This window comes from Mucilaginibacter sp. (assembly GCF_041088075.1).
Taxonomy (GTDB): domain Bacteria; phylum Bacteroidota; class Bacteroidia; order Sphingobacteriales; family Sphingobacteriaceae; genus Mucilaginibacter_A.
The window spans coordinates 20195-35221 of sequence record NZ_JBGCVY010000008.1 but is presented as its reverse complement, the minus strand read 5'-3'; the positions used below and the strand labels follow the sequence as shown (position 1 = coordinate 35221).

General features: G+C 42.2%; 12 protein-coding genes. 5 read left to right on the top strand and 7 right to left on the bottom strand.

Annotated features, from left to right (window positions below; genetic code table 11):
• Positions 1–3 precede the first annotated feature (3 nt).
• From V5804_RS00800 to V5804_RS00790, 3 genes are all read left to right on the top strand, one after another.
• Positions 4–762: an FkbM family methyltransferase gene (locus tag V5804_RS00800; protein WP_369589469.1), complete on the top strand. Its 759-nt coding sequence runs from the start codon at positions 4–6 to the stop codon at positions 760–762.
• Between the two features lie 87 nt (positions 763–849).
• Positions 850–1158 (top strand): hypothetical protein, encoded by a 309-nt coding sequence (locus tag V5804_RS00795; RefSeq protein WP_369589468.1) that lies wholly within the window; start codon positions 850–852, stop codon positions 1156–1158.
• A gap of 113 nt (positions 1159–1271) precedes the next feature.
• The gene (locus V5804_RS00790) at positions 1272–2588 is read left to right on the top strand and encodes a paraquat-inducible protein A (protein WP_369589467.1); all 1317 of its coding nucleotides are present in this window, start codon (positions 1272–1274) and stop codon (positions 2586–2588) included.
• An 86-nt stretch (positions 2589–2674) separates the two neighbouring features.
• On the opposite strand, the gene V5804_RS00785 is transcribed toward V5804_RS00790, so the two are convergent.
• The 3 genes from V5804_RS00785 to V5804_RS00775 are packed head-to-tail and all read right to left on the bottom strand — an operon-like array spanning position 2675 to position 6473.
• The gene (locus V5804_RS00785) at positions 2675–4912 is read right to left on the bottom strand and encodes a xanthine dehydrogenase family protein molybdopterin-binding subunit (protein WP_369589466.1); all 2238 of its coding nucleotides are present in this window, start codon (positions 4910–4912) and stop codon (positions 2675–2677) included.
• A 48-nt stretch (positions 4913–4960) separates the two neighbouring features.
• A complete protein-coding gene (locus tag V5804_RS00780; protein WP_369589465.1) occupies positions 4961–5944 on the bottom strand; it encodes a xanthine dehydrogenase family protein subunit M in 984 nt (327 codons plus the stop codon).
• A complete protein-coding gene (locus V5804_RS00775; protein WP_299286233.1) occupies positions 5937–6473 on the bottom strand; it encodes a (2Fe-2S)-binding protein in 537 nt (178 codons plus the stop codon). The genes V5804_RS00780 and V5804_RS00775 overlap by 8 nt, the downstream gene beginning before the upstream one ends.
• Positions 6474–6722: 249 nt before the next feature.
• Between V5804_RS00775 and V5804_RS00770 the strand changes: the two genes are divergently transcribed.
• Together V5804_RS00770 and V5804_RS00765 are read left to right on the top strand one after the other, a co-directional pair.
• Positions 6723–7094: an SPW repeat protein gene (locus V5804_RS00770; protein WP_369589464.1), complete on the top strand. Its 372-nt coding sequence runs from the start codon at positions 6723–6725 to the stop codon at positions 7092–7094.
• Between the two features lie 44 nt (positions 7095–7138).
• Positions 7139–7930, top strand: a complete 792-nt coding sequence (locus V5804_RS00765) for an SDR family NAD(P)-dependent oxidoreductase (protein ID WP_369589463.1) — start codon at positions 7139–7141, stop codon at positions 7928–7930.
• A 364-nt stretch (positions 7931–8294) separates the two neighbouring features.
• Here V5804_RS00765 and V5804_RS00760 read toward each other — a convergent pair whose 3' ends face one another.
• From V5804_RS00760 to V5804_RS00745, 4 genes are all read right to left on the bottom strand, one after another.
• The gene (locus V5804_RS00760; protein WP_369589462.1) at positions 8295–8834 is read right to left on the bottom strand and encodes a hypothetical protein; all 540 of its coding nucleotides are present in this window, start codon (positions 8832–8834) and stop codon (positions 8295–8297) included.
• A 366-nt stretch (positions 8835–9200) separates the two neighbouring features.
• Positions 9201–10286: an ATP-binding protein gene (locus V5804_RS00755; protein WP_369589461.1), complete on the bottom strand. Its 1086-nt coding sequence runs from the start codon at positions 10284–10286 to the stop codon at positions 9201–9203.
• A gap of 452 nt (positions 10287–10738) precedes the next feature.
• Entirely contained in the window at positions 10739–11896 is a 1158-nt protein-coding gene (locus V5804_RS00750; RefSeq protein ID WP_369589460.1) for a zinc-dependent alcohol dehydrogenase, read from the bottom strand.
• Between the two features lie 444 nt (positions 11897–12340).
• Positions 12341–14812: a TonB-dependent receptor gene (locus V5804_RS00745; protein ID WP_369589459.1), complete on the bottom strand. Its 2472-nt coding sequence runs from the start codon at positions 14810–14812 to the stop codon at positions 12341–12343.
• Positions 14813–15027 lie beyond the last annotated feature (215 nt).

Genomic DNA, 15027 nt, shown 5'->3' with positions numbered 1-15027 from the left:
GCGATGAAGGGTTTACTACGCAAAGCAGCAAGATTGGTATTTGGCAAAATCCTTCCGCGTGTGGCCTATCCGGTTTTAAAAGGCCCGCTAAAAGGCGCAAAATTTATTTTAGGGACGCATGGCGGCGCAGGCGGCGGCGCTTCGGTTTACTTTAATTTGATTGAGCCGTTACAAACCCGGGCCTTTATCCGTACCATAAAAAAAGGCGATATACTGTTTGATGTCGGCGCAAACGTAGGCTATTATACTGTTTTAGGTTCGCGGCTTACCGGAAATCAGGGCAAAGTTTTTTCGTTTGAACCTTTGGTAAGAAATATTTCCTACTTGTACCGCCATGTTAAAATCAACAAACTCAACAACGTTACCATCATTCCTTCGGCCTGCTCAAACAACCAATCTATCGTTACTTTTTTAGAAAACCCGATTGCTTCAATGGGCCGTATCGAAAACAGCGCAATTAACGCGCCCGGCACAAATGCAACTTTGGTTTCTACCGTAAGTTTAGATGCCGTAGCAGCCAAACTTGCCATCCAACCAAATGTGCTTAAAATTGATGTAGAAGGCGCCGAATTAGCTGTTTTACAAGGCGCGGAAAAGATGATTGCTGATTTTAAGCCCATCATTTTTCTTTCCGTCCATTCCCCCAAATTGCGGACAGATTGCTTAAACTATCTGCAAAACTTTGGCTACACGTTTGAAGCTTTGGAAGAAGACCACGAGAACGCCATGGAATTTTTGTGTTTGGCGAAAAGCAGAAGTTAAAACCTCACTAAACTTTCCCTGCTAAAAACAGCATTGCCTAAACCATTTACAAACTTTGCGGTTTCTTTTTCTTAAAGAAAGATAAAAATGGATACGTACAAAGTAATACTGGAAGAAGAAAACATGAAGCGGGAATTGGAATTAACACCGCTGAAACCTGAAAAGAAAAACGCCAAAAAGTTGTCGGGCGAATATGAAATCCGGGAAAACGGCAAAGATTTGGGCAAGCTGGTTTTTGATCAGGGCGAATATCATTATGCCGGAAAAGAACACTTTACAACGGACGAAATTAATTTGTTCGCGCTTTCATTAACGGCCGAAACCGGAAAAGAAACCGTAATTGAAGCGGAAGACGATGATTTGGACGACCTGGAAATTGAGATCGAGGAAGACTAAAAGCCGTTTCGACACCAATTGCTGCATCACTTTGCAGCAATTTTTGTTTATCATTTAATATAACAATTAAAAATAACTCTTTTAAAACCTGCCAAATTATTACCAAATTTTACATGACAAAAAAAGCTAACCCAATTATAATCGTTGCGATGGTTCTGGCCCTTGCCGCAATGAGTTTTTGCGCTTACCAGGCACACCAACTTTCGGAACAGCAAAGAAAAATAAAAGAAGATTTTGGAACCATTAACGGCGTTACCTTTGGCATTTTCTCTGTAAACCAGTGGAAAGACAAGGTTGCCGCGATTGTAAACAACCAAATCCAATCCTTCAATTTTACCGGAAGCCAGCAAAAAAACCTGGAAAAAGAAGTAGAGCAGATTTTGAATGCGTTGATCAACAAAGCGCTGGCGATTGTAAACAAACCGCAAAAAACGTTTGTGGGCAAGATTAGAAAATTTGCAGTACACACCTTTGTAAACCCGAAAGAACTGCACGACCAGGTTCCCGTTTTCGCCAAAGAAATTATCAAACAGGTAAATAACCCATCGAGCAAAAAAAGGTTAAGAAGCCTGGCGCAAAGCAAGTTTAACCAGTTGGAAAAAACCACCTTCGATAGTTCGCTTACGGCAGAACAACAGGTGCGCGAAAAAATCTATGCTAAATACCAGGTTAGATCAGCAGAGGCATACAACCAAAAAACAGTCAGCCTTTTAAAAGAAATACAAACCCAAAGTTACACTTACACTTATGGTTTGATGGGCGGCGCAGTGCTGTTTTTATTGGTATGGTGGCTGTTCAGAAAAAACGAATCGCTATACAAATCTTTATATATCCTCTCGATGCTGGCTGCGGCCATTTTGCTGGTGGTAGGCGTAAGTTCAAACATGATTGATGTTGAAGCACGTGTTAAATTGCTCGATTTTAGGTTGCTGGGACAGGAAATGATTTTTAAAGATCAGATTTTGTTTTTTCAAAGCAGAGGTATTTTGGAAGTGGTTTCTTTGTTGATAAAAGCATCGGGCGTAGAATCCATTATTGTTGGCGTGTTGATTTTGTGCTTCAGTATCCTTTTCCCGGTCAGCAAATTAAGTTCGGGGCTGATTTATGCGTTTGGCAGCGACAACAAATGGACGCGCGGCAAAGTAGTGCATTATTTTGCGTTTGATTCGGGCAAATGGAGCATGGCCGATGTGATGGTAATTGCCATTATGATGACTTACTTAGGTTTTAACGGGATTTTGGAAAGCCAGTTGGAAGTGTTGAACATCAAAACAAGTTACTTAGCCAGCATCACCACCAACAATACGGCTTTGCAGCCCGGTTTTTTTGTTTTTGTAACGTTTGTGCTTTTCAGCCTTATTATGTCTGATATTTTGAAACGGGTGGTTTTGCCTGCAGAGAAGAAAGCCAAAGGCCAGGATTCGATTTAAATGATCTCAACAAAAAAAGGCCGGTAAAAGAAGCATCAGCTATAATGCTTCTTTTACCGGCCTAAAATTGGGCAACAAAAAATTGACTATTCGCTCAAGCCTAAAACCTTGTCCATCGTGATTGGCAAATTACGGACACGATGGCCTGTTGCATGGAAAACGGCGTTGGCAATGGCACTTGCAACCGCAATAATGCCGATCTCGCCAACGCCTTTTACGCCTAAGGGGTTTATTTTGTCATCGTGTTCTTCCACAAAAATCACATCAATATCGTTGATGTCTTTGTTCACCGGCACATGGTATTCGGCAAGGTTGTGGTTCATAAAACGGCCTAAATTTTTGTCCATTACGCTTTCTTCTTCCAAAGCTTTACTGATGCCCCAAACCACCGCGCCTTTAATCTGGCTGCCCGCAGTTTTTGGGTTGATGATATTGCCCGCCGCCACCGCACAAACTACGCGGCTCACGATAACCGTTCCCAGCTCTTCGTCCACTTTTACCTCGGCAAAAACAGCAGCGTGCGAATTATAAGTATATTTTAATTTATTGACCGGGTTTGGTATGCTCATTGCCTTTTCTTCGATGCTGCCCACTTCGGCCTGTTTCATCAATTCGGTAATGGAAATTTTGGCCGAAGGATCTTTCTTCAGCATGACGTAGCCATCATCAATCATCAAACCATCTGCATCTTCTCCCGAAACCGGCGTTTTGCTTGATTTTTTCGCCAGCTTTAATACCTGCGTTTTCACTTCCTCGCATACCGCTTTTACCGCCGAACCAACCGAAGCCGCTGTCCAGGAACCACCTTCCAGTGGTGCTTCAGGCATGTTGGTATCGCCTAATTTAAAGGTTACATCTTTTATTGCCAAGCCTAAAGTTTCGGCAGCAATTTGCGTCATGATCGTATAAGTTCCGGTTCCGATATCCGATGCACCACTGCTTACAAACAACTTTCCATCTGCCGATAAAACCGCTTTTGCATTGGCCAGCATTTGTTGTGCGTCCCAGGCCGCCGTGCCCATTCCCCAGCCAATTAATTGATTGCCGTCGCGCATTGATCGCGGCTCGATGCTTCTTTTATCCCATCCAAATTTGGCCGCACCTTGCGTGTAACAAGCTTTCAGTTCTTTGCTGCTGTAAGGTTTACCGCCCATTTGGTCTTCTTCCGCATAATTCCGCAAACGGAAAGCCAACGGGTCCATTTTTACGGCATAAGCCAGCTCGTCTATCGCGCTTTCAAAAGGATGGTTGCCGGTTACCGCACCGGGCGCACGCATGTCCATCGGCGAAAACACATCCAGCTTTACCAGATCGTATTTCAGTTCTACGTTCTCGCATTTGTACATCGTGCCCGACCAGTTGACGATGATCTCCGTGTAATCTTCAAACCGGGAAGTTTCGCCAAAAGCCTCATGTTTTACCGATTGCAACGTGCCATCCGCAGAAGCACTCAAAGCCAAACGTTGTACCGAAGAAGGACGATGCCCGAAAGAAAACATTTGCTGCCGCGTTAACGAAACCCGAACCGCGCGTTTCAGTTCCAGCGAAGCCAGAACCGCCAAAAACAACTGGTACTGAGGACGCAAACCCGAACCAAAAGCGCCGCCGACAAACGGAGAAAGAACGCGGACATCATCCGTAGAAAGCCCGAAAACTTTGGTAATATATTGCTGGCAGTTAAAAACACCCTGCGTTTTATCGTAAACGGTTAGCTTATCGTCTTCCTCCCAAACGGCGGTTGTAGCGTGCATTTCCATAGGGTTGTGGTGTTCTGCCGAATGCAGATATTCTCCTTCGATTTTGAATTCCGCAGATTTAAACGCATCATTGGCATCACCGCGCGATTTTGGTTCTTCAAAACCAGTTTTACCTTTGGGTGCTTTTTTGGCTTTGTCGAGGTGGTCCATCAGCACCGTTTCGTGTTTGTCTTCCTTATATTCCACTTTCACCAACGAAGCAGCGTAACGCGCCAGTTCAAAAGTTTCGGCAACAACCAGCGCCACCGGCTGCATGCTGAACATGATTTTGTTGTTTTGAAATGGACGGAAAGGCGAACCCGAAGGCGAATCCTGGTCTTTATAACTTTTATCAAACCAAGGCAGGCCGGAAACATTTTCGTGCGTAAAAATTTTTAAAACACCTTTTAAGCTTAATGCTTCTTTTACCTCTATATTTTTGATGCTTCCGTTTGCAATCCCGCCCGAAACCACAACGCCGTAAACCAAGCCGTCTGCCGCAAATTCGGCGGCGTATTTGGCTTGTCCGGTTACCTTTAACGGCCCGTCAACGCGGCTGGTCGGTTGTCCTATATAATTACTTTTCATTCATTTATTTTTTAGGTTGATGCTTCTTTTATGCCCTATTTTTTGGTGTTATACTGCTTGCAAAGCTTCGGTAAAAGCACGTACAATGGCGCGTTTGGCCAGTTCTATCTTGAAGGAATTATAGCTGTAGCCTTTGGCCGTCGCCAAAACGGTTTCGGCCAGCAGCCTAAAGTTTTCTTTGGTTGGCGTTTTGCCGATCATCATCGCTTCTGCCGATTTATCGCGCCAAGGTTTATGTGCCACGCCGCCCAAAGCCATCCGGATATCTTTGATCGTTTCGCCTTCCAGTTCTATCGCCGCAGCCACAGAAACAATGGCAAAAGCATACGACTGCCGGTCGCGCAGTTTTAAATATTGTACTTTAGAAAAGGTTTTGGCGGGAAGGTCAATAGACGTAACCAAATCGTCCGGCTGCAAATTATTGTCCAGCTCCGGCCGGTCGCCCGGCAAACGGTGGAAATCGGCAAAATCCACTACCCGGTCTCCTTTTGTACCGGTTACGTTTACCTTCGCATCCAGCGCAGCCAAAGCAATACACATATCGCTTGGGTTTGTGGCGATGCAATGTTCGCTCGTTCCTAAAATCGCATGGATGCGGTTATAACCGTTGATGGCCGAACAGCCGCTGCCCGGCTCGCGTTTGTTGCAAGGCGTTGCGGTATCGTAAAAATAATAACAGCGCGTGCGTTGAAACAGGTTGCCGCCGTTGGTTGCCATGTTGCGCAACTGCGCCGAAGCACCGGCCAAAATCGCTTTAGAAAGCAAAGGATAACGCTGCTGAACCTGTTCGTTCCAGGCGGTAACGGCGTTTGTGGCCAGCGCGCCTAAACGCAAACCGCCGTCTTCGGTGTTTTCAATTTCGGTTAAAGGCAAATGTGTTAAGTCGGTTAAATGCTCCGGCCTTTCCACGTTTACCTTCATTAAATCTAAAATATTGGTTCCGCCGGCAATAAATTTGGCTTTGTTTTTTGTGCTGATGTCTTGGACTGCGCCTTCAACATCAACTGCTCTTTGGTAGGAAAAACTATTCACCGGCCATTTCTCCTTTCACTTGCAAAATAGCTGCGTTGATGTTGTTGTAAGCGCCGCAACGGCAAATATTCCCGCTCATTTGTTCTTTAATATCATCTAAAGTATTGGCTTTTCCTTCGTTAAACATGCCGACAGCCGAACAAATTTGCCCCGGCGTGCAATAACCGCATTGAAAAGCATCATGCTCGATAAACGCTTTTTGCAGCGGGTGCAAATCTTCGCTGTGCGCCAAACCTTCTATCGTGGTAATTTCCTGTCCTTCGCGCATAACCGCCAACGTAAGGCAGGAATTGATACGGATGCCATCCACCAAAACCGTACAGGCACCGCATTGCCCGTGGTCGCAGCCTTTTTTAGTCCCGGTAAAACCGATGTATTCGCGCAACGCATCCAAAAGCGTAACCCAGGGCGCAATGTTGAGTACATGTTCCTGTCCGTTGATTTTTAACCTGACTTTTACCGGTTCTGCCGGTGCCGGCGCAAGCGTAGTTGCATGGCTGCCCGATGCTTGTTTAAATATTCCTGACATAAATTTAGTTTACTATTTAAGGTTGAATGATGATGCTTCTTTTATCCCTATAAAATAGTTGTTGCGCCATGTTGTTTTACCAAGTGAGTATTTATTATGATTTTAAATAAGTTTAGGCGAAGCAGATTTTTGGCCTGTAAAAGAAGCACTTGGGCAGTCAAGCTATTTCTTCTTCTTGCATAAAAAATAACGAAACAGGAAAACCATCTTCAAGTTGATAAGTTATTTATTTAACTAATAATAAAAACTATGGAAAAATTAATTTCAAGAAAGCAACATGGCTTTGCTGATTATACTTACATCCCGCTGATTGCGGCGGCACCGGAAGTTTTTGGTTTTGAAGACGAAGACACAGCCACACTGCTATGCAGGATACAAGGCGGAACAGTATTGTTGACTTCATTATTAACCCGTGCAGAATGGGGATTATTCAAGGTAATTCCTTTTAAAACGCACCTGCTTTTGGATTTGTCGCTTGGCGCATTTTCCATGGCCGCCCCCTGGGTTTTCGGCTTTTCAAAAAACAAAAAAGCGCGCAACGCATTTTTGCTGATGGGCGCAACCAGCGTTGCCGCCAGCCTGCTGACCGAACCGGAAGAAATGCCGGTTACCGAATCCTAATTTTTAACCGATAAAAACAGTATCAACATTAAAATAAAAACGTTATGTCAACCAATCAAAAATATGCACTGATCACCGGTGCTTCCAGCGGAATAGGTTATGAATTGGCCAAATTGTTTGCGCAAGACAAATACAATTTGGTTTTGGTTGCTTTGGAACCAGATTTGCTCAACCAAAAAGCAACCGAACTGAAACAGCAATACGGCGTTGAAGTAGAAGCCATTGTGAAAGATTTGTTTAAACACGAAGCACCGTTTGAAGTTTACGATGAAATAAAAGCAAAAGGCATCCAGATTGATGTTTTGGTAAACGATGCCGGACAAGGCCAATACGGTTTGTTTGCCGAGACCGACATCAACCGCGAACTGGACATTATCCAACTGAATATTGGCGCAACCATCAGTTTGGTCAAATGCTTTTTGCCTGAGATGCTGGCCCGCAAAGAAGGAAAGATTTTAAACCTTTCTTCCATCGCAGGAAAAACGCCCGGCCCGTATCAGGCGGTTTATCACGGCACAAAAGCTTTTGTACAATCTTTTACCGAAGCGGTACGGTCTGAATGTAAAGACACCGGCGTAACTTTAACCGCTTTATTGCCTGGCAAAACAGACACCGATTTCTTTAACAAAGCCCAAATGGAGGATTCTAAAATGATGGAACAAAGCGGATCCAACCCGGCAGAAGTAGCGAAAGATGGTTACGAAGCTTTAATGGCTGGAGAAGACATGGTAATTTCGGGCTTTAAAAACAAAGCCATGGTAGGCATGAGCAACATTATGCCCGACCATTTGGTTGCCGATATGATGAAAAAACAACAGGAACCAAAAGAAGATTAAATACTTCTTTTATCACACAAAAAACCCTGAACTTTTGATGGTTCAGGGTTTTTTGTTTGAAGTTGTTTAAACTTTTAACTGCCATCATCTTATTATTTGTTCAGTTTGATAAAGGACACACCCCTAACCCCTCTCGAGAGGGGAAGCACAGTTTGCTACCTTTCTATCGTTAAAAAGGTAGGCGCCATATTTCCCCTCTCGAGAGGGGTTAGGGGTGTGTTTCGCTTCTATATTTAAAAAAACATAAAGATAAATACCTGAACAAAAAGTTTAAACAACTTTTTTCTAAGTTTCTAAAAAGAAAATACAATTACCAATAATATTTTTACAAATTAGATTTGTAATATACAAAGAGGAAATAAATTTAATGTGTTGTTGTTTTGCCTTTCTCTTCAAAATCTTTATAACATTGTTTGATATAATTGATAAGGTCATAATCGTTCCAAGTATTGATTTGTGAAAGGGAAGGTTGGTATTTTAATTTAAAATTGAACAAATCAGCATCTTTTATCGGGACATTACTTTTAATTAAATCATCATTAAACCTGGTAGAAATTTCATAACTATCAACTTCGCGTTTGGCATATTTTTTAAACTTTCGTGCGTTGATCACTTCGCTTTTAAAGTTTTCATAGATAAACGTCATGGGTTTCAAAAACAAATAATAATAGTGCGGAGTACCGGTATAAAAAACACCTTTGTCCCTGTATCCTTTTTTTACTTCCTGTAAATCAGCCATTAATGAATTTTCTTTGACCACAACTTCCGGCAATTCGATCAAGGGCGTTAAGTACAAAACTTGGGTTGAAAAATCAGTAACAATTGAATTGATGGTTTGAAACCCTGCACTTGATATTTCAAGACTGTCTCCAATACCAGCTACAATATTGAGTAAGCCGTACAAATTAGATTTAACAGTTTGCTTGCTTTGTTTGTTGAAAACTTTGACACTGCCTAACCTGATACTTGAACCTTGCTTGTATATTATTCCTTGTTGGGTTTTAACAAGTTTCCCTTTCGAATTATTTGCAAAAGAGATAAATAGTACATAAAACAAGAGTGTCTTTCTTTTATCCATTTAATAAAGCTAAAAGAATAAAATCAATGACAATCAGATTTAACCCTTTTTAACAATTGTAATTTTTATCATGTTAACTGACTCGAACATAACAATTAGTAAAAATGCAGCAATGCTTCTTTTATGACATAAAAAACCCTGAACTTTTATCGGTTCAGGGTTTTTTAATTTGCTGTTTGTTTGTGGCTAAACTCAAACTTTAGCTATTTCCACATAAAAAGTAGTGCCTTTATTTTCTTCGCTTTCAAACCAGATTTTGCCATCGTGCCATTCAATAATGGTTTTGATGATTGACATGCCTAAGCCAACGGAAGGTTCGCCTTTTAACCCGACCCGGCTGGCGTTGTTAAATTTATCAAACAAACTTGCATGGAATTTTTTGGGGATGCCAATGCCATTGTCGGCAACAATAATGCGCACAGTTGTTCCCCTGTCTTCCAAACTTAAGGTGATAGTGCCGCCGTTGGGCGTAAATTTAATGGAATTAGAAATCAGGTTATTGATTGCCTGGGAAAATTTGCTTTCATCAATCTCTACAAAAATTGGTTTGTTTACCGTGTTAAATATAAATGTTTGGCTCAGTTCTTCTTGTTTTTGCTGATATTCTTCGGCCATGCTTTTAAAAATCTGTGTCAAGTTGGCCCTTTTTTTAAACAGCGCAACCCCTACCGATTCGATGAATTCTTTTTTAACAAACTCCTGGATCATCAGCACACTTTTTTTACTGATCTCTTCGATCAGCGAAAGCCATTTTTTTACTTCCGGGTCTTCAATTGCCTTGGTTTTTCTGTTGATCAATGCCGAAAGGTTTTGTATAGAACCTAATGGGCCGGCCAAATCATGCGACAAGATATTTAATATCGAGTTTTTTTTATTGGAAAACTCATTCAACTTATCATTATAAGCTTTAAAATCAGATATGTCTTCCATGTACCCCAGCAATAGGTTGCCTTCGTTTTCCTGCGGTTGCAAAAGCAGGCCCAAACGCAGCACGCGCTCTTCCTGATGCGGCAATTGTATCCTAAACTCTATATTATTTTTAAAAGTACCAGGTTGTAAGGCAAAATAGCTTTCTTTCAGGTATTCGCTGTCTTCCGGGTTTACCAGGTTGTAAATTGCATAAGGGGACAAATCCTCAGCATCGGTTTTAAAAAAAGTTTTGAAAGCAGGGTTAACATAGATAAAACTGTTTCTTTCCGGGTTAATAGCAAAAAAAATACGTTGGTCGTGTTCTGCCAAGGTAAACAGTAAAGAAGCAGGACTTGTCGTTAATGACATATTTGGTTTATTAATTTAAGCCAATGTTAGCTTTATGGAAAATCAAATCAGGGGCAAAGAATCAAAAAAGCTGCCAATTTAAATAATTCAACCAAGGCTGCAAAAAGGGATCGAGTTGGATAATTAGCATGAATATAAAACAAATGTAGGATTAATCAATAACGGTTTTGATTTTAAAAAAATAAGCGTTTGTTTTTAAATTTGTTCCATATATTTTCCATGCTTCTTTTACCGCATAAAAATCATTGTCCCATTGTGCTTTTTGTATCGAAACAGCATTCAAAAACAAAATTTACAGGCATAAAAGAAGCATTATAAATTTTTAGGATAGAAGTTTAAACAGGCCCTAAATTAAACTTCAGGCCATACTTCTTTTACCCAACAAAAAACCCCCGGATCAATTATTTAACCAGGGGTTTTTAACGGATTTTGAATGTCGGTCAAAAAAATTGTTATGGTTTTAAAACCACTTTTACGCAATCGTCTTCTTTGTTTTTAAAAATGTCGTAACCATGTGCCACTTCGCTTAGCGGCAAAGTGTGCGAGATAATATCGTCTAAAACTACTTTTTCGGTTTTTACCAGTTCGATCAAATGGTCTATATAATTTAAAACCGGTGCCTGCCCTTGTTTGATGGTAATGCCTTTATCAAACATGCGCCCAACGGGGAAATTATCATAGGGCGTGCCGTAAACACCAACAACGGTAACCGTACCGGCGCGGCGCACTGCACGGAAACAAAGCTCCATTACTTTTACCGTGCCTTTTTCAAAATTGACCGTTGCCTTTACTTTATCCATAAAAGAGCGTTCGGCTTCAAAACCTACGGCATCTACACAAACATCCGCACCGCGGCCGCCCGTCATTTGCCTGATGGCTTCCACCACGTCCACTTCGTGCGGGTTTAAGGTTTCCACTTTGTTTACTTCGCGTGCTTTTTTTAAGCGGTATTCTAATGGGTCAATGGCGATTACGCGGCCTGCACCGTTTATCCAGGCTGCTTTTTGTGCCATTAAACCAACCGGGCCCGAGCCAAATATAGCAACTGTTTCGCCTCCTTTTAATTGTGCCCAATCAATCGCAGACCAGCCTGTTGGAAAAATATCCGTTAAAAACAGCACCTGGTCGTCCGTCATGTTTTCGGGGACTTTGCGCGGACTGATATCGGCATAAGGCACACGCACATATTCGGCCTGCCCGCCAGAGTAGCCGCCGTACAGATCGGTATAGCCAAAAAGCGCGCCGCCTTTTTCGTCAAGCAAATCGCTGTCAGGGCCGTAATGTTCGTAATTTGAGTTTTCGCAATGCGGAGAAGCGCCATGCGAACAGAAAAAGCAATGCCCGCAGGCAATGGGGAAAGGAACAACCACGCGGTCGCCTTTTTTAAGGTTTTTTACCGATGGGCCAACTTCTTCTACAATGCCCATAAATTCATGCCCAACAATCATATCTTTAAGTTGAGGGATTCCGCCATCTAAAATATGCAGGTCGGAACCGCAAATGGCGGTAGAGGTAACTTTTAAAATAACATCACCGGCATCTTCAATTTTAGGGTCGTCCACGGTATCGTAACTGATATCGCCGGGTTTGTGAAAAACTGCTGCTTTCATAAATAACTGGTTTATAAACAATTTAGAGAATTGTAGATAAACAATTTTAAAATTGTAAAGTTTGGGATGGCGCAAAAAGCTGAAACAGCAATGCTTCTTTTACCGGCCTAAAATTGGTGTCGAGGTTTACGGTTTAAAAACGATGCTTCTTTTATCGGCCTAAAATTAGTGTTATGGTTTACGGTTTAAAAGCAATGCTTCTTTTACCAGCCTAAAATTAGTGTTATGGTTTACGGTTTAAAGCGATGCTTCTTTTACCGGCCTAAAATTGGTGTTATGGTTTACGGTTTAAAGTAATGCTTCTTTTACCGACATAAAATTAGTGTTGAGGTTTACGGTTTAAAGCGATGCTTCTTTTATCAACCTAAAATTAGTATTGATTTTATGCCGATAAAAGAAGCATCATCCATAATTCAAGAAAAGTTTGCCAGAGCGTTTGCCAGCTTATTTTTCCGGTTCGCCCTGCTGTCCGTTCTGGTCGTTTTCATTTTCGTCTTTCTTTTTAAACTCAAGCTTGCCAAATTTGTAGCTCAGGCTGATGCCGAAAGAACGGAACGGGACCTGACGGATGTTGTACTGATCAAAATTTGCGCCGGTAGTGGTTGTTTTCTGGCTGAAATATTGGTTAAAAGGGTTGGCAGCCGTTAAACCAATGCTTGCTTTTTTGTTCCATAACTGCTTCCGTACAGCCAGGTTATAAAATGCAAAAGCCGGCCGCGTGCCTTGTATCGTCCGTTGGGACGAGTTGTAATTACCAAAAACCTCGGCCGTTAAGTCATGTCCAAATTGATACGTTCCGTTCAAATTGATGCGGTAAGCCACGCCGGTTACCGTTGGGTTGCCCGGGTTTTTGTTTACCCGCTCGCCGATAAACATATTGGTGCGCAAGCTTAATTTGCTGGTAACAGGCGCAGAACCAAAAAAATTGACACCAGTTGTGGTTTCTGAACCGATATTGTAACGCTGCGTTAAAGAAACGTTCGGATAATCAGTGCCATTGATATTGAGTACAGGATAATAAGTGGTGTAAGATTGGATGTCATCCGTATTGTAGCGGTAAAAAGCGGCAACATAGATATTTCCTCCTTTTTCAAAAGATTTGTTGTAGCCCAGCTCGTAGTTGTGGCCTATTTCGGGTTTCAAATTTGGGTTTCCGGTACTGATGTTGCGCGGGTCGCTGATGTTGAAAAAAGGGTTCAGCGCGCCATAGTCCGGCCTTTGGATGCGGTAGGTAAAGCTGGCTTTGATGGTTTGGGTCTCATTAATTTTGTGGGAAAACACATAAGAAGGCGCAAAAGTATTATAACCCGGAATATTGGCACCGGGAAAATCGGCCTTGGTATTGGTCCGCTCGTAGCGCAGGCCCGTTTGGCCATCAATAAAATTATTAAACACCGAAAATTTCAACGACAAATAAGCCGCGTAAATATTGCGGGTATAGTTAAAAGCATACGTTTGATTTGGGTTTTGGACGTAGCTGCCGTCGGCCACCAAAGTATCGGTAATGGTGCTGCTGTTCAATGTCTCGAACACACCTTTGACGCCGGTTTCAAAAGAGAAATTTTTGCTTACCGGCTGCACATAATCAACAGAAATATTGCTTTGGTTATCCTTGCCCGGGTTGTTGCCTATTGTACCGGTTGGCATATAAATACCGTTTGGATAAAATTGGTTTTGTGTAAAATCGCTGGTATTTTTGCTCGAACTGGCCGTGTACAAAACGTCCAGCTCCTGGTTTTCTCTTTTAAAAGTTTTTTTATAGCTCAGGTTATAATCTGTGGCATTGGCGTTAAAACGGTTGGTGGCATTACGCAAAAAGTAAACATCCTGAAACACGTTTCCCGTAGAAAGCTGGTGCTGTTCATCGGCCGTGGTTAAACCGTAGCTGTGGTTTCCAAAATGGTTAAAGCCGACCGAAGCCGTAAAGTCGTCTTTCGGCGTGATGCTCCAGTTAAAACTTAAACCCGATTGGTAGCCGCTTCTGGTAAAACGGTTGCTGCCGTTTTGGGCCAGGTGAATGGTCGTGTCCCTGGTATTACTGTAGGATTGTTTATCGTTGATGCTGTTTGTTGTGGTGTACAATTGCGCATTGCCGCTGAAAAAAGCACTTACGCCAAAGTTGCCTTTGCGTGCATTTAAGTTCAGCGAACCGTTTTCTAAACGTGTGCCGATAGAAGTATTTACCGTTCCGTTAAAGCCTTGTACCTTACTGTCTTTCAGGATAATATTGATGATACCACCGGTTCCGGACGCGTCGTATTTTGCACCGGGGCTGGTAATCACCTCGATGCTTTTAATCTGGCTGGCCGGAATAGATTGCAAGGCATCGGCCAGACTGGCGCCAAAAATACTCGAAGGTTTTCCGTTGATCAAAAAGCGCACATTGGCATTGCCCTGCAACTCCACATTTCCGTCAATATCTACTGTAACCATCGGCACTTTTTTCAAAACATCTGTTGCCACGCCGCCTTGTGCCGTCAAATCGTTGCCGGGATTGTAAACCATTTTGTCAATCCTGTTTTCAACGGTACTTGCCCTGCCTACAATTTCAACGCCTTTTAATTGCTTGGTAGCCGAAGCAATGGCAATATTATTCAACACCACGCTTGTTTTTGTACTGCCGAGGACGACATGCTCCAAACTAAAACGGGTATAGCCGATAAAATCAACCGTAACCTGGTATTCGCCAAAAGGTAAATTATCAATCACGAAATTTCCTTTGGGATCAGAAGTCGCGCCGTTGACAACCGTTGTGGTGCCTTGTTTAAAAATGGTAACGGTTGCATAATCTACCGGTGCTTTGGTAGTTGCATCGGTAATTTTGCCGCTGATCCTACCTTTTCCGCCAGCAGCGTTTTGGGCACGCGCCGAAAAACTTAGGATAAAAACAGTAGCAAAGAGTAAAATATATTTCATTTTGAAAGCATTAGGTTTTGATACAAAAATTTAAAATATTTTTGTAATTAAACCTAACCGTTGCAACATTGATTGCTTTTTACGGGTAATTTTACTGTTACCATAAAAACCAGCTAAAGAATTTGTTTAAACTTAATTCCGTATGCTTCTTTTATAACATAAAAAATAAAGGACACACCCCTTGCCCCTCTCAAGAGGGGAATCTGCAAACGTCG

Coding starts and splice junctions, on each gene's coding strand:
- V5804_RS00800 (WP_369589469.1), top strand. CDS start 4: ATGAAGGGTTTACTACGCAAAGCAGCAAGATTGGTATTTGGCAAAATC.
- V5804_RS00795 (WP_369589468.1), top strand. CDS start 850: ATGGATACGTACAAAGTAATACTGGAAGAAGAAAACATGAAGCGGGAA.
- V5804_RS00790 (WP_369589467.1), top strand. CDS start 1,272: ATGACAAAAAAAGCTAACCCAATTATAATCGTTGCGATGGTTCTGGCC.
- V5804_RS00785 (WP_369589466.1), bottom strand. CDS start 4,912: ATGAAAAGTAATTATATAGGACAACCGACCAGCCGCGTTGACGGGCCG.
- V5804_RS00775 (WP_299286233.1), bottom strand. CDS start 6,473: ATGTCAGGAATATTTAAACAAGCATCGGGCAGCCATGCAACTACGCTT.
- V5804_RS00770 (WP_369589464.1), top strand. CDS start 6,723: ATGGAAAAATTAATTTCAAGAAAGCAACATGGCTTTGCTGATTATACT.
- V5804_RS00765 (WP_369589463.1), top strand. CDS start 7,139: ATGTCAACCAATCAAAAATATGCACTGATCACCGGTGCTTCCAGCGGA.
- V5804_RS00755 (WP_369589461.1), bottom strand. CDS start 10,286: ATGTCATTAACGACAAGTCCTGCTTCTTTACTGTTTACCTTGGCAGAA.
- V5804_RS00750 (WP_369589460.1), bottom strand. CDS start 11,896: ATGAAAGCAGCAGTTTTTCACAAACCCGGCGATATCAGTTACGATACC.
- V5804_RS00745 (WP_369589459.1), bottom strand. CDS start 14,812: ATGAAATATATTTTACTCTTTGCTACTGTTTTTATCCTAAGTTTTTCG.